We start from the raw sequence: 20,462 nt of genomic DNA, 5'->3' as shown, positions 1-20,462 counted from the left end.
ACGCCAACGGTCGGCCCGGGTCATCGTTCCTGCCGCATTGCCGCGATTGCTGCAGAGCGGAACGTCGTTCAGCCCGTTGGAGGATCGCCGCGGTCGTCCGATGTCATGCCGGATCCCGGCGTCTTGTCGGCATCGTTCAATTTCGGATCACGCGTCGCTTCGCGCGCATTCGACTTTCGCGGGTCGGTCTTATGCGCGGCCTGCGCGCGCTGCTTGTCGGCCGGCTGCTCCTGCCCCTTGTTGTCTTTCACGATGCCCTGATTGGAATGTGCCACTGCTTATGTCCTTCTTGTTGCCTTGGCTGCTTTGCCTGAAGACATGCGGGCCCCGGCGATCAAATTCGCCGAGGCCCGTCACCGGAGTGGTCCACCGCCTTTCGGGGAGCAAAGCAGCGAACGCACGGGTGTTACGCGGAGCGCCGAAGATCGTTCCTGCGATCTTCGCGATCCCAGGTCGCGATCTCAGGTCGCGATTTTGGGTCGCCAATTTCCGGCGCGCGTTTTTTTTCAATTCGACCGATGTCATGGGTTAACGACGGCATCCGGGGAACAAGCCTAGTATTGCTGGTTCCAGCTCGGAGACGGCATGATCAAGAAGAAGCGCAACAGGTCGCGGCCTCCCGGATCGTTCGAAAACCGCTTGCAAAAATTCGCCGAAGATTCGCGCATTGCGGCACGCAAGCTGCCGCCGGGACGGGAACGCGAAATGCTGATGAAGAAGGCCAGACAGACCGAGACTGTGATGGAAGTCAGCGAATGGCTGACGTTCCGCAAGTAGCCGCGAGTCGCAAAGGAGAGCTGCGATGATCGAGGAACGGTTTGACTCACGCACGCTCTTCGCCATGAACGTTGCGCTCGATCGCGTTTGCGCAGACGCACCGCACGGCGAGGAACATGACACCCGCCGCCGTGTTGCCCGATACATCATCAAATGCGCCAAGAGCGGCAGGACGACGCTTTCCGAGCTGACCGAAGCCGGACGGCAGGCGTTGGCCAAGGCCACCGCCGCGGCGTGAAAACCGGCGTAAGTGCCTGTTGCCCTCGGCCCTCAGCAGAGGCAGCTACGCATGCGCATTGCAATCAGCATCGGCCTGCTGGCCTTTTTGGCCGCCGTCGGCGCCTACGCCTATGAAGGCCTGACCGTGGATGCTCCGGTGCCGACCTACGGCATCGTGGTGTTTACGATCGGCATTGCGCTTCTGGCCGCGGTCTGCATCGGCCTGATGGGCCTGTTGTTTTATTCCAGCCGTCGCGGCTACGACGAGCCGCCGCACATCAAGCGGTAGATGGCTTCGGCAGATTCCCGCGGCATTGCGAGCGAAGCGAAGCAATCCACAGCGCCGCAAGCGGGGAACTGGATTGCTTCGTCGCTTCGCTCCTCGCAATGACGGCGAAGGTTCTTACGACACCGCCGGCGCCCGGGCGCGGATCTCCGCGATCTTGCGCTTCAGCGCTGCCTGCCGCGGATCGGGCATGGTGGCAGCGCGCGCTTCCGCAATGGCGCCGGCAAGGTCGGGGAGCACGAGCACGCCGTCGAAGGTCGGCTTGGCGAGCCCGTCGATGATCACGTGCCAGTCCGCGATGCCCTGGCGGTAGGGATCGCCGTAACCCTGGATCATGGTCGCGGTCTGCACGACCGCCGGGGCGGCGCTCGGCTGCTTGGTCAGGCTGCGGTCGATCATGTGCAGCCAGCGCTCGACCCAGACGCGCTCCCTGGCATAGCGTCCCGAGAACAGCCGCCAGCGCTTCAGGCCCGCCTCGATCCTGAGCCGGCGAACGCTGAAGCGGTTGTTGGCGCTGAAGCGAATCGAGACCCGGCGACGCCGCCAGCCGAACTGATCCAGCACGCCGAGCACCGGATCGGCGACCACGGCCGGCAGGGCGTCGATCAACTCGTCCAGGCGAAACTTCTTGACGTCGTCGGCCGAGCGCGCCGCAAGGCCGCCCACCGCATTGACTTCGCCAAGCTTGAGCTGCGCGATGCGGATCGCGTCCTCATAGGCCATGCGCTCCGCCATCAGGCGGGCGATCTCGGCAAGCAAGGCGTCGTCGACGCCGCGGCGGCCGACGAAGCGCTTGAGCCGGTCGATATAGAGCTGGGCGTAGCTCGTGCTCTGATAGGCGATCAACAGATCGATGGCCTTGGTGACGGCCGGCCCGAGATGGTCCGGGCAGGCGTCGGGCAGCACCGGCGGCCCCTCGTCCTCATCGCCGATGATATCGGCAAAGAGGTAACGGAGCGAAGCCAGGAGACCGTCGTCATCCGCCACTGCGGCGCCTCCAGAACTCGTCACGGGGCTCATGCAGGTTTGGGCTCCGCGACCTGTGGGGTGGCGTGCTGCGCGAGCTGCTGCTCGAGCGTCGAGATATTCTGGAACAGGCGGGCGCTGGCGAGGCGCAGGAAGTAGAAGCCGAACGCCGGGTTCTGGACGTAGAGCTGCTCGACCTGGTCATAGGTCACCGACAGCACCATGCCGGTCTCGACGCACTCCAGCGTCTGGGTTCGCGTGTTCGACGGCGACAGCATGCCGAACTCGCCGACGAGGGCGCCGACCGGCAGCTCGATGCCGGATTCGACCAGGCGGAAGCGGCCGCTGACAATGTAGAACATGCTGTCGGCCTTCTCGTCCTTGTAGAACAGGACTTCGCCCGCGGTGCATTTGCGTTCCGTCGTGAACGGCTTCAGCCATTCCATCGACAGATCGCTGTTGACCGATTTCTTCACGTTGCGGACCAGTTGCAGCATCTGGTGCAGCCGATAGGTATTCACCGGCAACAGCACGGCATGCAGGATCAGCGTCGCGTAATTGTGGGTCGGGACGGCGGTCGCGATCAGGATGATGTTGGTCAGGATGGCGAAGACGCGCAACGGGATCATGGTCCGCATCGACAGCGTGGCAACCACGAAGATCGATGCGAAGAAACTGCCGGCGGCGCCGGCGTGCTCCGCGAGATGTGAGGTATCCATCGGAAACCAACCAATTTCTCAAGAAGTGAATAAGATCGCCTTATTAGTCGCTTCATTCCGGCCAAGGTCGCATCGGCGAACCAGCATCCCTGATATACGGGGAAAAAGCGACGTTTTGTCCGATTTCTCACATTCGCGGGCGCAAAATCGGGCCAACATGGTTAGGCCTTTCGTCCAACTGATGGGTCTTCCGCCGCGAGCATCCCGCCATGGCCTGCGCGTTGACGGCCTCAACCCGGAGAGGCACGTTGTGACATCGGCTCTGCCGTTCGCAGGGCCTCAATTCCAGCAATTCATCGACAGGCAAGCTCCGTTCCGATGTCCAAGCGGCTCGTCCTTCCGGCCTTGACGCGCTTCGTTTCCGCCACCGCCGGCCGCAACATGACCACGGCGGCCTATGTCGCCGTCGCGGCCGGTGTCGCCATGATGACGCTGCTGACGGTCGCGCCGGCCCATGACGCGGCGCCGCGCTGGGTGGATGCGCTGCTATGGGCCTGCCTTGCCTATTTCGTATTCGAATGGCTGGTGCGGCTGCGCCACATGGGGCGGCAGGGCAAATTCTGGTTCTACGCGCTGTCCAGCGCCGGCGTGGTCGACGCGATCGGCGCGCTGGCCGTGCCGGTGGCCTTGCTGTCCGGCGTCGAGCCGAAAACCGCCTGGCTGCTCGGCGTGCTCTGGGTGCTCAAGGTGGTGCCGGGCATTCCCGGCCTGCGCCAGCTCCGGCGCGTGCTGGTCGTGGAATCCGGGCCGCTGCTCAGCGTGCTCGTGATCTTCCTGATGGTGGTGTTCCTGGCCTCCGTTGCGGAATATTTCCTGGAGCGGGACGTCCAGCCGCAGACCTTCGGCAGCGTGCCGGCGGCGCTGTGGTGGGCGGTGGTGACGCTGACCACGACCGGCTACGGCGACGTGGTGCCGATCACCCCGCTCGGCCGCGTGGTCGCCGCCATGGTGATGATCTCGGGCCTCGGCGTGTTCGGGCTGTGGACCGGTATCCTGGCGACCGGCTTTGCCGCCGAAACCCGCCGCGACAATTTCTTGCGAACCTGGGAGACCGTCAGCAAGGTGCCGTTCTTCGCGCACCTCGGCCCGGCCGCGATCGCCGACGTCACCCAAATGCTGCGGACCATGGACCTGCCGCCGCGCACCATGATCATCCGCAAGGACACCAATGGCGACTGCATGTATTTCGTCGCCGCCGGCGAGGTCGAGGTCGACCTGCCCGGGCGCAAGGTGAAGCTTGGCGAAGGCGAGTTCTTCGGCGAGATGGCATTGCTCGGCAACGCCAAGCGCGGCGCCAGCGTCTCGACCAGCAAGGTGACCAGGCTGTTGGTGCTTGACCTGGTCGATTTCCGCCTGTTGATGGCAAGGCATCCCGATCTCGCCGAGACCATCGACGCCGAGGCCAAGCGGCGCGAACGTGAGAATCAATAATGATGGAGACCAAGATGGCTGACGCGGCCGACACCGCCAGCGGACCCGTGCTCGAAATCGCGGGCGCGCGCGCAACGATCCGTCTCAACCGGCCGAAGCATCTCAACCGCCTGCAGGCCGAGGATCTCGGCGAGCTGCTGGCATTGTTCGACCGGATCGAGGCCGATCCCGCGATCCGCGTGCTGGTGCTGACCGGAACCGGCCGCGCGTTCTCCGCCGGCTACGACCTCAACTCCGTCGCCGAGCGCGCGGTGAGCGCGAGCGAGCAGCAGAGCGCGGGCTCGGCGTTCGAGGTCGTGGTCAACCGGCTCGAGGATCTCAGCGTGCCGACAATCTGCCGGCTCAATGGCGGGGTCTATGGCGGCTCGACCGACCTCGCGCTCGCCTGCGACTTCCGCATCGGCGTCGATACCGCGGAGATGTTCATGCCGGCGGCGCGGCTCGGGCTGCACTATTACAAGAGCGGCATCCAGCGCTACGTTACCCGGCTCGGCGTTGACAACGCCAAGATGCTGTTCCTGACCGCTCAGAAGATATCGGCGCCCGAGATGCTGCGGATCGGCTACCTCACCGCGATGGTATCGCTCGACCTGCTCGACGAGGAGGTCGACAAGCTCGCGACGATCCTGGCCGGCAATGCGCCAAAGGCAATGGCCGGCATGAAGCGCGCGGTCAACGAATTCGCCCGCGGCGCGCTGGATGAAGCCGCCGCCGACGCCCGTCACCGCGACAGCATGCGCGGCGACGAGATCAAGGAAGGCATCAAGGCCTTCGCCGAGAAGCGTGCGCCGAGGTTTTAGCTCGGCGGCCCGCCTCCTTTATCCCGTCACCCTGAGGAGCCGCGTAGCGGCGTCTCGAAGGGTCGACGGCCCGGCTGGTGGCCGATTCATCCTTCGAGGCTCGCTCCGCTCGCACCTCCAGCGACAAAGTCGAAGCCTTTGCGCGGGGATGACGGGTCTAATGGTGCGCTCAGCCTTTGAGACGTCATTGCGAGCGAAGCGAAGCAATCCATTTCAGCGCGAACGCGGTGGCATGGATTGCTCGTCGCTATCGCTCCTCGCAGTGACGGCCGTATCAGCCTCCCCTCACGCCCGCTTGTTCCGCATCGCGCGGACTTGCGCGATGTCGGGGTCTGCGGCAAGTGCCTGGTAGCGCTTGCTGTCGACGGCGTAGAGCGCGATGCGGCCCTCGGCGTCGGCATGGACACCCCAGCCGAACCGCTTGCCGAGCGGCGAGGCGCGCATGCAAGCCTGGCCGCGCGAGAAGAAAGTCTCGCGGACGAGGCTGCGCGCCTTCTTCGCCGCTTTCGCATCGAGCGCGCGGCCGGCCGCCGACGTCGCGAACACGACGTCGTCGGAGGTGTACTTGTATGGCGCGCCCGCGATCATCTGGTATTGCAGCACGGCAACCGTCGGCTGGCCGCCGCGCGGCTGCGGCTCCTCGCCGCGCTGCGCCGGACAATCCTCGGCAACGCGGATCAGGGTGTTGAAGCAGTTGGTGCTGTGCAGGACTTTCGCCATCGGCCCGATCCGTATCACACTCCGGCGGCCGCCGCATGCTGCGCCGCCATCTCGTCGTCGGCCTTCGATATCCGCTGGAAGGCCGGGCGCGCGGCGATGCGTTCGGCATAGCGGACGAACACGTCCCTTTTCGGCACGATGCCGAACATCATGGTCCAAGAGAGCGCGATGCCCCAGAGGATGTCCGCCGCCGTGAACTGTTCGCCGAGCAGATAGGGCCCCTTAGCCAGCTGCGCCTCCAGCGCGCCCAGCATGGTGTCGTAATCGGCATAGGGCGACTGCGTGATCGGCGCGGGCTCGCGCTTCATGAAATGGTCGATCACGGCCGGCTCGAACGAGGAGCCGTAATAGGCGATCCAGCGCAGATACGGGCCGCGGCACGGGTCGTTCAGCGCCGGCGTCAGGCCGGCCTGCGGAAACAGATCGGCGAGATAGATGAAGATCGCGACCTGTTCGGTCACCAGCGCGTCGCCAAGGCGGATCGCCGGCACCTTGCCGAGCGGATTGATGGCGAGATAGGCCTCCTTGCGCTGCTCGCCCGCCTTCATGTTGAGAACGTGCAGATCATAGGGCGCGCCGAGCTCCTCCAGCAGCACGCGGGTGCCGGTGGCGCGGCTCTGCGGCGAATAATACAGCGTGACGCGGTCGGTGGTGGTCATGGGCGGGTCTCCTTGCGCCGTCAGGGCGTGGTCTCGTTATGTCCGCCTATACCTGACATCTTGTGTCAGGTATGATTTGGCCATGCGCGCGAGCCGGCTGTTTTCCATCCTCACCACCCTGCAGGCGCGGGGGCAGGTCACCGCGCCTGAGCTGGCGGAAGCCTGCGAGGTTTCGGTGCGCACGATTTATCGTGACATCGACGCGCTCGCCGCAGCCGGCGTTCCCGTCTATGCCGACCGCGGCGCCGAGGGCGGCTATCGCCTGCTCGACGGCTATCGCGTGCGGCTCAACGGCCTGTCGCAGGGCGAAGCCGAGGCGCTGTTCATGGCCGGTCTCCCGGGGCCCGCCGCCGCGCTTGGCCTCGATGCCGCGATGGTGGCGGCGCAAACCAAACTGATGGCGGCGCTGCCGGAGAACCTGCGGCCCAACGCAAGAGGGATGCAGCAGCGCTTCCATCTCGACGCACCCGGCTGGTTCGGCGAGACCGAGGAGCCGGAGCATCTGCGCGCCATCGCCGGCGCCGTGCTGCGCGAGACCATGCTCGAGATCCGCTACCAGAGCTGGAAAGCCGAGAAGCGGCGGCGCGTGGCGCCGCTCGGCCTCGTGCTGAAGGGCGGCAGCTGGTACCTCGCCGGCCTCGTCGACGGCAATGTGCGCACCTATCGCGTCGCACGCGTGCTGGACTGCGTGACGCTGGAGACGCCGTTCGCGCGGCCCGCGGAGTTCGACCTCGCCGCCTATTGGCGCGCCTCGATCGAGCGGCTGGAGGCCGAGCTGCATCCGAACGAGGCCACGGTGCGGCTGTCGCCGCTCGGGCTGAAACTGTTCGATGCGCTGGCCCACCCTTACGTGAAGGCGCGGATGCGGCTCACTGATGGCACTGACGCCGACGGCTGGCGGCTCGCCACCATGCCGGTCGGCAAGACGGTGTGGCACGCGGCGACCGAATTGCTGCGGCTCGGGGCCGAGGCCGAGGTGGTCGCGCCGTTAGAGTTGCGCGAGAAGATGGCCGAGCTGACGAGCGCGATGGCCGCGCGCTATGCCGACGCGCCGGCCCGCCGCGCGGTGGCGGGACGCTGAAGCGTAATGAGATTGGGTTGAATGGAGCCGCAGGAGCAGTGCGCTCCCTCGCCCCGTTCTTACGGGGAGAGGGTTGAGGTGAGGGGCTGTCTCCGCGCATACGGTGATAGCTGCGCTTGCTGAGACTCCCCCTCACCCGGAACGCATCTAACGATGCGTTCCGACCTCTCCCCGCGCGCGGGGCGAGGTGGAGCAGAGTCTGCGGTTCGCTGCTTGCTAGTAGCGGCTGTCGGAGCTGATCACGAAGCGGTCGAAAAAATTGACCGGCAGGATCTCGAACCGCTCCAGCGTCAGCGTAATCCCGGTCACGAAGTCGACGCCCTTGATCGTGCCCTCAAGATCGATCCGGCGGCCGCGGCGCAGGCCGCGGGTTTCCGGATGTTCCTCGATGTCGATATAGGCATAGATCGGATTGTCGAGCCGCGAATGGCGATGCCAGCCGCGCTGCAGGAAGCTGAATTGCAGCACCGAGGCCGCGCCCCAATCGATCGCGTCGAAGAAGCGGGTCTTCCAGGCAACGGGCCGTCCCAGATAATGCGCGGCGATGAACGCGTCGCGCTCGAGTGCAGGCAGACGGTGCAGCTGCCAGCTGATCTCAGCCGGCGTCAGGGAGGCGTTATTCGCCATTTTTGTTCTTGTCGTTTCTTCGTAGCTTTTCTTGTCCTCGGCGGGGGGTGAACCGACCTTCCCGCCTTGAGGAAATTATACATCGACGAATGTGACAGTGTCTTCCACGGTCGCACGCGACGTGCGGTAGCTGTTCACCTTTTGCGCGTGATCGGCATAGCCGAACGAGATACCGCAGACAACCCGGCGATCGTCGGCCAGGTTGAAATGACGGCGGATCAGCCCGGAATGGCGCGCGATCGCCGCCTGCGGGATGGTGCCGAGCCCGAGCGCCTGCGCCGCCAGCATGAAATTCGAGACATAGCCGCCGCAGTCGATCGCACCATAGATGCCGAGCGGCTCATTGGTGTGGATCACGGCAATGTGCGGCGCGCCGAAGAAATTGTAGTTCTCCAGCGCCTGTTTTGCGTAGGCTGCCTTGTCGCCGCGCGCGATGCCGAGCGTGTTGTAGAGCTGGAAGCCGCTTTCGCGGCGGCGCTCCAGGTAGACCCCGACATATTCGCGCGGCGGCGTGAAGTCGTAATCCTCGGCGAGGCCGCGCGAGGCCTCGGCATAGATCGCCTTGCGAAACCGCTCCTTGGCCTCGCCGGAGACGATGAGCACCTGCCAGGGCTGGCTGTTGCACCAGGACGCGGTGCGCTGCGCCGTCGACAGAATGTGCTCGATGACTTCGCGCGGCACCTCGCGCGGCTGGAACGCGCGCACCGAGTAGCGCTCGTTGAGCAATTCCTCGAGCGCGCCGATGCGGTCCTCGGTCGCGTAGCGCGGGTTCGGTGTCTTCGCGTCCATGATATATCCTCCTTTTTCGTCATTCCGGGGCACGCGAAGCGTGAACCCGGAATCTCGAGATTCCGGGTTCGATGCTTCGCATCGCCCCGGAATGACGACTAACCACCCCGCCCCTTGGTCGGGATCTTGTTGTAGGGCACATCCTTGTCGACGCGAATGTCGCCGGGCAGGCCCAGCACGCGCTCGGCGATGATGTTGCGCAGGATCTCGTCGGTGCCGCCGGCGATGCGCATCGAGGGCGACGACAGCAGCATCTGCTGGAACTGGCCGTTGGCCTGCTCCTCGTCGGTGCCGGTGAGGCTGCCTGCCGCGCCTTCCAGGTCCATCGCATAGGTCGCGATATCCTGCAGCATCAGGCCGGAGACGAGCTTGCCGATGGAGTTTTCCGGCCCCGGTCGCTCGCCCTTCGACAGCGCCGAGATGGCGCGGTAGCTGGTGTATTTCAGCCCGCTCGCCTTCACCGCCCAGTTCGCAAGTCTGGAGCGCACCGCCGGATCGTCGATCGCAAGACCTTCCTCCAGCATCAAATTGGAGCAGAACTCGAACATCTCGGGCACGCCGGTGGCGAGCCGCGCGCCGATCGACATGCGCTCGTTCATCAGCGTGGTCAGCGACACGCTCCAGCCCTCGCCGACCGCCCCTAACCGCTGGCTGTCCGGGATTACGACGTCGGTGAAATAGACCTCGTTGAACTCCTGCATGCCGTTGGCCTGCTTGATCGGCCGCACCTCGACGCCGGGGCTCTTCATGTCGAGGAAGAACATCGTGAGGCCCTTATGCTTCGGGACATTCGGATCGGTGCGCGCGATCAACAGGCCGTAGTCGGAGTAATGCGCGCCGGACGTCCAGATCTTCTGGCCGTTGACGACCCAATTGTCGCCCTTCTTCTCGGCGCGGGTGCGCAGCCCCGCGACGTCGGAGCCGGCCGACGGCTCGGAGAACAGCTGGCACCAGATCTCCTCGCCGGAGGCGAGTTTCGGCAGATAGCGGCGCTTGGCCTCTTCGCTGCCCCAGGCCATCACCGTCGGGCCGCACATGCCCTCGCCGATCTGGAACGGCTGGGTCAATTTGCCGTAGACGCCCTCTTCCTGCTGCCAGATCACGCGCTCGATCGGGGTGGCGCCGCGGCCGCCATATTCCTTCGGCCAGTGCAGGCAGGCCCAGCCGCCCTCCGCCTTCTTCTTCTGCCAAGCCTTGCCGACCTCGACCATGTCGTGCCTGGCAAGCCGGATGCGGCCGAGCGAGGACTTCGAGAGCTCCTCTTCGAACTCCTTCGGCGCGTTGGCCGCGATCCACTTGCGGGCGATGGCGCGGAACTCGGCTTCCCGCGGGGTGTCATCGAAATTCATGGCGAACCTCTTTTACGATCCTAGTGTCACTGTTTCCCCTCATGGTGAGGAGGCGCTTGCGCCGTCTCGAACCATGCGGCCCGACTGGGGCCTCATCCTTCGAGACGCCGCTGCGCGGCTCCTCAGGATGAGGTCATGAAGCTCTTCCCTTGGTCGGGATCTTGTTGAAGGGAACGTCCTTGTCGACCCTGATGTCGCCGGGCAGGCCCAGCACGCGTTCGGCGATGATGTTGCGCATGATCTCGTCGGTGCCGCCCTCGACGCGGGTGCCCGGCGCGCGCAGCAGCATCGCCTGGAATTTGCCGGCGACCTCGGCATCTTCAATCCCGTTCAGCGCGCCGGCCGCGCCCTGCAGATCGAGCGCATAGGTCGCGACGTCCTGGATCATCGAACCGGCGACCAGCTTGCCGATCGAATTCTCCGGTCCGGGACGCTCGCCCTTCGACAGCGCCGAGATCGCGCGCATGCTGGTGTATTTCAGCCCGCTCGCCTTCACCGCCCAGTTCGCGAGCTTGGAGCGCACCGCGCGGTTCTCGATCGCGGGGCCATCCTCCAGCATCAGGCTGCTGCAATAGTCGAACAGCTCGGGGAAGCCGGTGGCGACGCCGGCGCCGATCGACATGCGCTCGTTCATCAGCGTGGTCAGCGACACGTTCCAGCCGTCATTGACATTGCCGAGCCGCTGCGCGTCCGGAATGCGCACGTCGGTGAAATAGACTTCGTTGAAGTCCGACGCCCCGCTCGCCTGCTTGATCGGCCTGACCTCGACGCCCGGGCTCTTCATGTCCAGGAAGAACATGGTGAGGCCCTTGTGCTTGGGCACGGTCGGATCGGTGCGGGTGAGCAGGATGCCGTAGTCGGAATAATGCGCGCCCGAGGTCCAGATCTTCTGTCCGTTGATCACCCATTCGTCGCCGTGCTTCTCGGCGCGGGTGCGCAGGCCGGCGACGTCGGAGCCGCCGGCCGGCTCGGAGAACAGCTGGCACCAGATCTTCTCGCCGGAGGCGAGCGGCGGCAGATATTTGCGCTTCTGCTCCTCGCCGGCGAACGCCATCATGGTCGGGCCGCACATGCCGTGGCCGATGATGAACATCGAGCTGAGGCGGCCGAACGGGCCCTCCTCCTGCTGCCAGATCACGCGTTCGATCGGCGATGCGCCGCGGCCGCCATACTCCTTCGGCCAGTGCAGGCAGGCCCAGCCGGCGTCCGCCTTTTTCTTCTGCCAGGCCTTGGCGACCTCGAGGATGTTTGCGCCCTTGAGCGCAACGCGGCCGAGCGAGGCCTTGCGGAGCTCGTCCTCATATTGCTTGGGCGCATTGGCCGCGATCCAGGCTTTCGCCTCGGCGCGGAATGCGGCCTCCTGCGGGGTGTCGTCGAAATTCATGACGGTCCCTCGCTTACGCCGCGTTCTTCTTGCGCATGCGATCGATCAGCGCGTCTTCCCAATAGGACAGGCTGCCGAGACCGAGCGCCACCGCATTGGCGCGGCGGTAGTACATGTGGCAGTCGAACTCCCAGGTGAAGCCCATGCCGCCATGGACCTGGATATTGTTCTTGGCGCAGTGCTGGAACGCCTGCGTCGCGCTGATGCGCGCGGCGGCGGCGGCTTCCGGCAATTCGCCGGCATTGGTCGAGAGCGCCCAGGCCCCGTAATAGCAGTTCGAGCGCGCCAAGGTCGCCGACACATACATGTCGGCCAGCATGTGCTTGACCGCCTGGAACGAGCCGATCGGACGGCCGAACGCGATACGGTCGAGCGCATAGTCGCGGCCCATCTCCAGCGCGCGGTCGGCGCCGCCGACCTGCTCGAACGCCGTCAACACGGCCGCGCGATCGAGCACCTGGGTGATCACGCTCCAGCCCTCGCTGGTAGCGCCGAGCGGCTCGGCCTTCGCATCCTTGAAGGTGAACTCGGCCTGGCCGCGGGTCAGGTCGATGTTGGTGAGCGACTTGACCTCGACGCCGCCGGCCTTGAGATCGACGATGAACAGCGAGATATCGGACTCGCGTCCGCTCGAGCCGGTGCGCGCGGCGACAACGGCGAAATCGGCGATCGCGCCATCCGGCACCGGCTTCTTGACGCCGTTGAGCACGCCGCCATTGGCCGTGAGCTTGATCGCCTTCGGCGACGGGTTGCCCTTGCCCTCGAACAGCGCCAGCGTGCCGATGGCTTCGCCCGCGGCGATCTTCGGCAGCCACTTCTGCTTCTGCGCGTCACTGCCTGCGATCAGGATCGCTTCGGCGGCGAGATAGACCGTGGAGGAGAACGGCACCGGCGCCAGCGCGCGGCCCATTTCCTCCGCGATCACGCAGAGCTCGAGATGGCCAGCGCCCGCACCGCCGAACTGTTCCGGGATCGCGACGCCGAGGAAGCCCATCTCGGCGAGGCCCTTCCACAACGCATTGTCGTAAGGCGCCTTGCCGTCGAGCACCTCGCGCACGGCTTTCGGCGGGCACTGTTCGCTGAGGAATTTCCGCGCCTCATCGCGCATCTGCTTCTGTTCGTCGGAGAAATCGAAATTCATGGCGCTTACCCGCGTTGCTGTTGTTGTTCACAGGATGGGTGGAGCGAAGCGATACCCATCGAATGCCTGGTTGGAGATGATGGGTTTCGCTGCGCTTGACCCATCCTACGGTCAGTTCAAGATGATCACGTCGTCGCCGGGCTCGCCGGCATACAGCTTCTCGACCAGTGCGGCGCGGCGTTCGAGGCCGGCGCGCTGGTTGATGTAGCCCTTGTCGGTGAGTTCGTTGCCATCGATCGACGGCGGCTCGACCATCAGCATCGCACGCGCAATGCGCATGCTGCTGCCGGTGGTGGACGCGTTGTGCGCCTGCAAGCCCTTCTTCAGGCACGCGACCACCTCGGGATGCCGGATCACGTCCTCATAGCTTGCATCGGCGTTGCCGACGAGCTGGCGGCAGGCATGCAGGTTCGGCCAGCACAACAGGCCGATGAACTCACGGTCCTGCCCCGCAACCAGCGCGTCATGTACGACCGGCGTCGCGGCCGCGATCGCATCGGTGCGCAGCGAGCCGACATGGACGAAGGTGCCGGTGGTCAGCTTGAAATCCTCCACCACGCGGCCGGCAAAGATGATGCCCTGCAGCGGGTCTTCGGGGTTCACGAACACGCCGGCATCGCCAATGCAGTAGAAGCCCTCCTCGTCGAACATCTTCGCCGTCAGGTCCGGCTGGCCGAAATAGCCGGGCGTGACGTTGACGCCGCGCAGCCGCAATTCGTATTTCGAGCCGCACGGCACCATCTTCAGCTCGACGCCGGGGAACGGCAGGCCGATCAGGCCGACGCGCTCGGTGTCCCAATAGGTGCCGGTCGAGGTCGGCGCGGTCTCGGTCGAGCCCCAGCCGGTGTAGAACACGATGCGCTCGCCCGTGGTCTTCACCGCCAGCGCCTGCATCCGGTCATAGAGATCGTCGGGCAGCCGCGCACCGCCATAGGCCATGATCGAGAGGTTCCTGAAGAAGCTCCGGCACAGCGCCGCGTCCTTCTCCATCGCGGCGGCGAGCGCGGCGTAGCCGGCCGGCACGTTGGCGTAATAGGTCGGCGACACCTCGCGCAGGTTCCTGATGGTCTCCTCGAGCTGGCCCGGCATCGGCCGGCCGTCGTCGATATAGAGCGTGCCGCCATCGACCAGCACCGGATTGAACGCGGCGTTGCCGCCCATGGTGTGATTCCACGGCATCCAGTCGAGCACGGTCGGGATCGGGCCCTCCGTTTCACGCGGGCGCACCTGCATCATCATCGCCGCGTTGGCGCACATCATCTCCTGGGTGTTGATGACGGCCTTGGGCATGCCGGTCGAGCCCGAGGTGAACAGCAGCTTGCCGACGGTCCGGGGCGTGATCTTCGCGATCGACTCGCCGACCGCAGCCGTCACCGGCGTTGCCGCGAGGTCGGCAAAGGCCATGCTCTTGATCCCCTCGCAGGGACGCAGGACGTGGACGACCGTGATGCCGGTGAGGTCGATCGCCTTCAGCGCCTTCTCGAAGGTCGGGCCGTCCTGCACCATCACGACGGCGGGCTTGATCAGGTTGAAGAGGTATTTGAGCTTGAGATGATCCTGGCTCATCAGCGAATAGGCCGGCGACACCGGCGCGGCCGGCAGCCTCGCCTGCATCGCGGCCTGCGTCATCAGCGCGTGCTCGATCGAATTGCCCGAGAGGATCGCGACCGGCCGGCCGTCGCCAACGCCGAGATCGAGCAGGCCTTGCGTCAGCGCATCGACGGTGCGCTTGGCTTCACCATAGGAGACCTTGCGCCACTGCCGGTCGGGACCGCCGCGCTGCGCGAGCCAGATGCGCTCCGGCGCCCGCGCCGCCCATTTGGCGAGATAGGCCGGGATATGCATCTCGTAGGCCTGGAGCGGAATCCGCGACTTCAGGACGACGGTGCCGTCACCGCGCCGCTCGACCGCGATGTCACGTGCGAGCCAATCCACCTTGCGAAAGGCAGGTTTCGTCAGCATCGCCGCGCCTCCATCCATTTTGCGTCTCCCGGAATTCTTGTCCCTTAGAGGATCTGTTCTCAGCGCCTGATATAGACAGGCTTTCGTTTCTCGAGAAAGGCCCTGATGCCTTCCTGGAAATCCTCGGAGCGGCTGCACAGCACCTGATTGCGATCCTCCATCGCAATCACGGCCTCGATCGAGCCGGCATCGACGCTCATGTTGATGCATTCCTTCGACAGGCGGAGACCGACCGGCGAGGCCATCATCATCGCCTCGACATAAGCATTGGCCGCAGCATCGAGATCGGCGGCGGCCTCGACCACCTCGGACACCATGCCGACCGCAAGCGCGCGGTCGGCATGGATGAAGCGTCCGGTGAGGATCAGTTCGGAAGCAACCGACACGCCGACGAGGCGCGGCAGGAAATAGCTGGTGCCGATGTCGCAGCCGCCGAGACCGAGCTTGATGAAAGCGCAATTCATCCGCGCGTTCTTCGCCGCGATGCGGATGTCGGCGGCAAGCGCCAGCGCGAAGCCGCCGCCGGCGGCCGCGCCCTGCACCAGCGCGATGATCGGCTGCGGCGCGCGCCGCATCAGCATCACGATGTCGGCAATGCGGCGCTGCGAGTCCAGCGCCTCCGTGACACCGGGCGGCTCGGCCTGCCCGCCGCGGCGGGCCATCGCGTGCTTGAGGTCGAGCCCGGCGCAGAAATTCGCACCGGCGCCCTTCAGCACCACGACGCGGGTGTCGCGATTGCGCTGCAAGCCCTGGAAGTAGACGTTGAGCGCATCGATCAGCGAAGGATCGAGCGCGTTGAGGCTCTCGGGGCGATTGAGCGTGACCCAATCGACCCCGTCGTGATGTTCGATCAGCAGCGGTTGAGACACGCGTTACTCCTGCATTTGCGGATGCGGTGCCTGTTATTGCGCCCTCTCCCCTTGCGGGAGAGGGCAAGCGCGGCGGTGCCACGTCCTCGCTTCGGAGAGGGGTGGCCTCGGAGAGAACCCCTCTCCCGGCAGCCTTCGCTGCCGCCCTCCCCCGCAAGGGGGGAGGGTAAGCAGGCGGAATTCGCCGCTACCGCGGGGCCATACGGATGGCGCCGTCGAGGCGGATGGTTTCGCCGTTGAGCATCGGGTTCTCGACGATGTGGACGGCGAGGTTGCCGTACTCCGAGGCATCGCCGAGGCGGGCCGGATGCGGCACCTGGGCGCCGAGGCTCTTGCGCGCTTCCTCGTTGAGACCCATCAGCAGCGGCGTCAGGAACAGGCCGGGCGCGATGGTGTTGACGCGGATCTTCAGGCTGGCGAGGTCGCGCGCCGCCGGCAGCGTGAGGCCGACGACGCCGCCCTTCGAGGCCGAATAGGCGATCTGGCCGATCTGGCCTTCATAGGCCGCGACCGACGCGGTGTTGATCGCGACGCCGCGCTCCTCGCCGATCGGGGCCTCGGTCGCCAGCCGCTCGGCGAACAGGCGCAGCACGTTGAAGGTGCCGATCAAATTGACGTTGATGATGCGGACGAACTTGGCAAGCGGATAGACGCCGTCCTTGCCGACGATGCGCTGCGAACCGCCGATGCCGGCGCAGTTCATCAGCACGCGCGCGATGCCGTGCGCGGCCTCGGCCTTGGCGATCGCTGCCTTGATCGCATCCTCGTCGGTGACGTCGGCATGCAGGGCAACGCCCTTCACCTCGGCGGCGACCTTCTCGGCGTTTTCCTTGTTCTGGTCGATCACGCCGATCTTGGCGCCCTTCGCGGCCATGGCGCGCGCGGTTGCGGCACCAAGGCCGGAGCCACCGCCGGTGATGAGAACGGCAACGTCTTTCAACTGCATGGATACAACCTTTCCTTGGGCGTTTCTTCTCTAGACTTCGAACTTGTTATCCGGCGGCAACCGCTGCCGTTTCCTTGTCGGGATTGAGCACGCCGCCGAAGATCAAGGCTTCCATATGCTTGATGTACTCGCGGCAGACCTCGTCGGTGACCGGACCGACGCCGACCGCGCGCGACATCGCGTGGCGGCCGAAGAACAGGTGATCGCAGGCGCCGATCAGGCTGGTGTAGAACAGCACCGGATCGATCTTGCGGAATTCGCCGGCCTTGATGCCTTCGGCGAGCAGCCGGCGGTGAAAATCCAACAGCGGCGCGACGAAGAATTTCGACACCTCGTTCGCGGCGGCCGGCGAGCTTTCGTGCAGCAGATAATGGATCAGCCGGTTCATATAGGGGAACTGGTGATAGGCGCGGATGATGCCGCCGATATGCAGCCGCAACTTCGCGGACGGTGTGATCGGCTGGCTGATGAGATATTCGAGCTGCGATATCTCGGTGGCGGCGTCACGCGCCAGCAGCGCGAGCAGCAGCCCGTCCTTGTTGCCGAAATGATATTTCACCAGCGCGGCGTTGACGCCCGACTTCTGCGCGATGTCGGACAGCGACACCTCGATCGAGGCGCGCTCGATCATCAGCTCGCTGGCTGCGACCAATAGCTTGTCGGCGGTGGCATTTTTGCCGGCCGGAAGTTTCGTCGGTACGCTGGTATTCAACTGCGCTCTGGTCCCGCTCAGTGTCAGGGTTCGACGGTAAATCGAGGCCGCACATAAGCCCATGGCGGGGCCGCACTCAAGAGTTAATTGATTGATTGACTAAATGCTGAGCCGCCCCTTAAATCCGGCCCAACTTTCAGACCACCCAATCCGGAAACATCAGGGAGATCAGACATGGCCGAGGCATATATCGTCGCCGCCGCTCGCACCGCGGGCGGCCGCAAGGGAGGGCGTCTCGCCGGCTGGCATCCGGCCGATCTGGCCGCGACCGTGCTCGATGCGCTGGTCGAGCGCACCGGTGCCGACCCCGCGCAGGTCGAGGACGTGATCATGGGCTGCGTGATGCAGACCGGCGAGCAGTCCACCAACATCGCGCGCAACGCGGTGATGGCCTCCAAGCTGCCGGAGAGCGTGCCGGCCACCTCGATCGACCGCCAGTGCGGCTCCTCGCAGCAGGCGCTGCACTTCGCGGCGCAGGCCGTGATGTCTGGCACGATGGACTGCGTGATCGCCGCCGGCGTGGAATCGATGACCCGCGTGCCGATGGGCCTCGCCTCCTCGCTGCCCGCCAAGAACGGCTTCGGCCACTACAAGAGCCCGGGCATCGAGGCGAAGTATCCCAACATCGTCTTCAGCCAGTTCACCGGCGCGGAGATGATGGCCGAGAAGTACGGCCTGTCCAAGGATGAGCTCGACGAATACTCCTATAACAGCCATCAGCGCGCGATCGCGGCAACGCAAGCCGGCCATTTCAAGGACGAGATCGTGCCGGTCAAGATCACCCGCGCCGACGGCTCGACCGACACCCACCACATCGACGAAGGCATCCGCTTCGACGCCAGCCTCGAGGGCATCAAGGGCGTCAAGCTGATCGCCGAGAACGGCAAGCTCACCGCGGCGAGCGCCAGCCAGATCTGCGACGGCGCCTCCGGCGTCATGGTCGTCAACGAGAAGGGCCTGAAGGCGCTCGGCGTCAAGCCGATGGCGCGCATCCATCACCTCACGATGATGGGCGGCGACCCCGTGATCATGCTGGAAGCGCCGCTGCCGGCAACCCAGCGCGCGCTGCAGAAGGCCGGCATGAAGATCGACGACATCGATCTGTTCGAGGTCAACGAGGCCTTCGCCTCGGTGCCGACCGCGTGGCTGAAGACCACCGGCGCCGATCCGGCCCGGCTCAACGTCAATGGCGGCGCGATCGCGCTCGGCCATCCGCTCGGCGGCAGCGGCACCAAGCTGATGACGACGCTGCTGCATGCCCTCAAGCAGCGCAACAAACGCTACGGCCTGCAGACCATGTGCGAAGGCGGCGGCATGGCGAATGTGACGATTGTCGAGCGGCTGTAACGTCGCGAGAAACGAGGCACGCAGCCTCCACATAATAGGTGTCGTCCCTGCGAAAGCACTAGGGCATGCACATATCTCTGAGGCTCCATCCTGCTGCGACGGCCAGGAAGTATTCGAGGCCATTTTTGAAGGTGATGGGGCCTGGAGGTTTAGACGACGGGTAGCCGTCCCAACCGCCAAGGCGGCCGATGATCCAGGCTGCCCAGGTGAGGCTGTCGGGCGGATGTGGGTTTTTCAGTCGCTTGCTCCTGGCCTCGAGTTGCCGGTTGAGGGCGGCAAGCGCGTTGATCTCGTTGTCGTTGAAGGCAACGCGAATGGGCTGCTGACCGCCATCGCGCGCTTGCAGAAGCTGGATGGTGATGACGGCTGCCTTGGCGGCGATAGCGACCAGTTTGAGGAGACGATCGGCGGTTCCGATCTGGCTGTCTTCGAGCTTGAGGCCCTGCGTCTTCAGGACGCGGAAGAACTGCTCGATGATCCAGCGCTGCTTGTACCATTCGACGATACGCCAGGCGTCGTCGACGGTGGCGATCTCGTGAGAGGTGATCAGACGCCAGTGCAGCGGCTCTGCGCCGGGCCCGGCATTGATCTCGCACACGTCGACCACCGCCAGCGGCAAGCTTTTCGGCAAATGGCGCAGGAACTTGCTCTGCGGGCGGGCAAGCTCGATTGCGCCAAAGCGGAGTTCGAGATGGGCCTGACGTGCCGGTCGCGCCGCGCGCGCAGGCAGTTGGATCGCCCTCCGATCCACCACAGGCATGGCGTCGGTGGCCTCATACAGGCCGGTGCGGTCGGCAAGCTTGCGATCATGCATGCTGCGCGCGATGACATGGAAGTGCTGCTCGGCCGAGCTGGCATAAAGGGCAAAGATATCGCTCTCGCGATCACCGAGGACCGTCACCGTTCCGGCAGCGGTGAGCAGCGGCTTGGCCGCAATGGCGGTGGATATCCAGCGTTGCGATTCCTTGTCAGACAAGTCACGTGCGTCATGCGTCGTGGTGCGACGCCCCTGGCGCGTCCATACCTGCCCACTCAAAAGTCCAAGACAGCTGCCATCGTCGGCATCCACGGCCAGCAGCGGATGCAGCAGCACGCCGTGGTTATTGCCCTTGCCGATTTCGCCGAGCCCGCGCCGGCGTTGCGGCGTGGTGTTGAAGTGGATCTCGCTGGTGTCCTGGATCGCCAGCACATGGCGGCCCTCTACCGCGGCAACCGTGCTGTCGCCCCAGCTTTCGATGATCCGCTCCGCCGTCACCTTGTCGTGGCCGAGAAAGCGGTTGAACCGCACCTCCAGCGCACGATCACCCCTGGAAAGCCGCCGCAGGCAGACCGTCTTGCCCGCAACCATGCGTTCGACGAGCGCCGCCCCCCTTTATCGAGACGACGATCCCCGAACCGTCCTAACGTCCAGTCAATTCGTAACAACACCCGACACCCCCGTCCAACCTGGAGCGTCGCAATAGAAATCACACGGATCGCCGATTCTGGAATCCCCTGTCTCCATCCCGAGTCAATCCGCCGCACCAAATATGTGCATGCCCTAGTGCGAAAGCAGGGACCCATAACCACAAATGCCCGTGGTTAGGCGCGGCTGGGGCCACAACTCAGTCCAACAAGAAAAATTGGTGGTTGATGGTGTGGACGGCCCCCTACGGCATCAGTGTGCCAGAATGAGGTT

22 protein-coding genes are annotated in these 20,462 nt (G+C 65.1%); 7 read left to right on the top strand and 15 right to left on the bottom strand.

The genetic code is table 11. The annotated features are described in order from the left end of the window. Positions 1-68: 68 nt before the first annotated feature. Positions 69-275: a hypothetical protein gene (locus JEY66_RS03135; protein ID WP_016847465.1), complete on the bottom strand. Its 207-nt coding sequence runs from the start codon at positions 273-275 to the stop codon at positions 69-71. Positions 276-585: 310 nt separating this feature from the next. Between JEY66_RS03135 and JEY66_RS03130 the strand changes: the two genes are divergently transcribed. The 3 genes from JEY66_RS03130 to JEY66_RS03120 are packed head-to-tail and all read left to right on the top strand — an operon-like array spanning position 586 to position 1,285. Beyond that, positions 586-777, top strand: a complete 192-nt coding sequence (locus tag JEY66_RS03130) for a hypothetical protein (protein WP_016847464.1) — start codon at positions 586-588, stop codon at positions 775-777. A 25-nt stretch (positions 778-802) separates the two neighbouring features. Continuing rightward, a complete protein-coding gene (locus tag JEY66_RS03125; RefSeq protein WP_016847463.1) occupies positions 803-1,015 on the top strand; it encodes a hypothetical protein in 213 nt (70 codons plus the stop codon). A 51-nt stretch (positions 1,016-1,066) separates the two neighbouring features. Beyond that, the gene (locus JEY66_RS03120; protein ID WP_016847462.1) at positions 1,067-1,285 is read left to right on the top strand and encodes a hypothetical protein; all 219 of its coding nucleotides are present in this window, start codon (positions 1,067-1,069) and stop codon (positions 1,283-1,285) included. Between the two features lie 114 nt (positions 1,286-1,399). On the opposite strand, the gene JEY66_RS03115 is transcribed toward JEY66_RS03120, so the two are convergent. Together JEY66_RS03115 and JEY66_RS03110 are read right to left on the bottom strand one after the other, a co-directional pair. Then, a complete protein-coding gene (locus tag JEY66_RS03115; protein WP_016847461.1) occupies positions 1,400-2,269 on the bottom strand; it encodes a DUF6537 domain-containing protein in 870 nt (289 codons plus the stop codon). A gap of 29 nt (positions 2,270-2,298) precedes the next feature. After that, complete coding sequence (locus JEY66_RS03110) at positions 2,299-2,967, bottom strand: Crp/Fnr family transcriptional regulator (RefSeq protein WP_016847460.1); 669 nt, start codon at positions 2,965-2,967, stop codon at positions 2,299-2,301. A gap of 318 nt (positions 2,968-3,285) precedes the next feature. Here JEY66_RS03110 and JEY66_RS03105 point away from each other — a divergent pair, with 318 nt between their 5' ends. Together JEY66_RS03105 and JEY66_RS03100 are read left to right on the top strand one after the other, a co-directional pair. Then, positions 3,286-4,398: a cyclic nucleotide-gated ion channel gene (locus JEY66_RS03105; protein WP_016847459.1), complete on the top strand. Its 1,113-nt coding sequence runs from the start codon at positions 3,286-3,288 to the stop codon at positions 4,396-4,398. Between the two features lie 14 nt (positions 4,399-4,412). Further along, the gene (locus JEY66_RS03100) at positions 4,413-5,198 is read left to right on the top strand and encodes an enoyl-CoA hydratase/isomerase family protein (protein ID WP_026191959.1); all 786 of its coding nucleotides are present in this window, start codon (positions 4,413-4,415) and stop codon (positions 5,196-5,198) included. Between the two features lie 285 nt (positions 5,199-5,483). Here the strand turns inward: JEY66_RS03100 and JEY66_RS03095 are convergent, their stop codons facing one another. Together JEY66_RS03095 and JEY66_RS03090 are read right to left on the bottom strand one after the other, a co-directional pair. Next, positions 5,484-5,918 (bottom strand): DUF6157 family protein, encoded by a 435-nt coding sequence (locus JEY66_RS03095; RefSeq protein WP_018269108.1) that lies wholly within the window; start codon positions 5,916-5,918, stop codon positions 5,484-5,486. A gap of 14 nt (positions 5,919-5,932) precedes the next feature. Then, a complete protein-coding gene (locus JEY66_RS03090) occupies positions 5,933-6,577 on the bottom strand; it encodes a glutathione S-transferase family protein (protein ID WP_016847456.1) in 645 nt (214 codons plus the stop codon). Between the two features lie 82 nt (positions 6,578-6,659). Here JEY66_RS03090 and JEY66_RS03085 point away from each other — a divergent pair, with 82 nt between their 5' ends. After that, a complete protein-coding gene (locus JEY66_RS03085; protein ID WP_016847455.1) occupies positions 6,660-7,658 on the top strand; it encodes a helix-turn-helix transcriptional regulator in 999 nt (332 codons plus the stop codon). A 216-nt stretch (positions 7,659-7,874) separates the two neighbouring features. Here JEY66_RS03085 and JEY66_RS03080 read toward each other — a convergent pair whose 3' ends face one another. From JEY66_RS03080 to JEY66_RS03040, 9 genes are all read right to left on the bottom strand, one after another. After that, positions 7,875-8,285: a hypothetical protein gene (locus JEY66_RS03080; protein WP_016847454.1), complete on the bottom strand. Its 411-nt coding sequence runs from the start codon at positions 8,283-8,285 to the stop codon at positions 7,875-7,877. 75 nt (positions 8,286-8,360) lie between these two features. Further along, a complete protein-coding gene (locus JEY66_RS03075) occupies positions 8,361-9,074 on the bottom strand; it encodes a nitroreductase (RefSeq protein ID WP_016847453.1) in 714 nt (237 codons plus the stop codon). Positions 9,075-9,172: 98 nt separating this feature from the next. After that, entirely contained in the window at positions 9,173-10,423 is a 1,251-nt protein-coding gene (locus JEY66_RS03070; protein WP_016847452.1) for an acyl-CoA dehydrogenase, read from the bottom strand. A 133-nt stretch (positions 10,424-10,556) separates the two neighbouring features. After that, positions 10,557-11,807: an acyl-CoA dehydrogenase gene (locus JEY66_RS03065; protein ID WP_018269109.1), complete on the bottom strand. Its 1,251-nt coding sequence runs from the start codon at positions 11,805-11,807 to the stop codon at positions 10,557-10,559. Positions 11,808-11,820: 13 nt separating this feature from the next. Continuing rightward, positions 11,821-12,948, bottom strand: a complete 1,128-nt coding sequence (locus tag JEY66_RS03060) for an acyl-CoA dehydrogenase family protein (RefSeq protein ID WP_016847450.1) — start codon at positions 12,946-12,948, stop codon at positions 11,821-11,823. A gap of 111 nt (positions 12,949-13,059) precedes the next feature. After that, positions 13,060-14,928: an AMP-binding protein gene (locus JEY66_RS03055; RefSeq protein WP_018269110.1), complete on the bottom strand. Its 1,869-nt coding sequence runs from the start codon at positions 14,926-14,928 to the stop codon at positions 13,060-13,062. A 41-nt stretch (positions 14,929-14,969) separates the two neighbouring features. Further along, on the bottom strand, positions 14,970-15,779 hold the full coding sequence (locus JEY66_RS03050) for an enoyl-CoA hydratase/isomerase family protein (protein ID WP_016847448.1): 810 nt from the start codon (positions 15,777-15,779) through the stop codon (positions 14,970-14,972). Positions 15,780-15,966: 187 nt separating this feature from the next. Next, positions 15,967-16,725: an SDR family NAD(P)-dependent oxidoreductase gene (locus tag JEY66_RS03045; RefSeq protein ID WP_016847447.1), complete on the bottom strand. Its 759-nt coding sequence runs from the start codon at positions 16,723-16,725 to the stop codon at positions 15,967-15,969. Positions 16,726-16,771: 46 nt separating this feature from the next. After that, entirely contained in the window at positions 16,772-17,500 is a 729-nt protein-coding gene (locus JEY66_RS03040) for a TetR family transcriptional regulator (protein WP_035631022.1), read from the bottom strand. A gap of 111 nt (positions 17,501-17,611) precedes the next feature. Here JEY66_RS03040 and JEY66_RS03035 point away from each other — a divergent pair, with 111 nt between their 5' ends. Next, entirely contained in the window at positions 17,612-18,784 is a 1,173-nt protein-coding gene (locus tag JEY66_RS03035; RefSeq protein ID WP_018269111.1) for an acetyl-CoA C-acetyltransferase, read from the top strand. A gap of 58 nt (positions 18,785-18,842) precedes the next feature. Here JEY66_RS03035 and JEY66_RS03030 read toward each other — a convergent pair whose 3' ends face one another. Next, positions 18,843-20,132, bottom strand: a complete 1,290-nt coding sequence (locus tag JEY66_RS03030) for an IS4 family transposase (protein ID WP_018269112.1) — start codon at positions 20,130-20,132, stop codon at positions 18,843-18,845. Between the last annotated feature and the right edge of the window lie 330 nt (positions 20,133-20,462).

It is taken from the genome of Bradyrhizobium elkanii USDA 76 (assembly GCF_023278185.1).
Classification (GTDB): Bacteria; Pseudomonadota; Alphaproteobacteria; order Rhizobiales; family Xanthobacteraceae; genus Bradyrhizobium; species Bradyrhizobium elkanii.
This window is presented reverse-complemented; position numbering and strand designations above follow the sequence as displayed.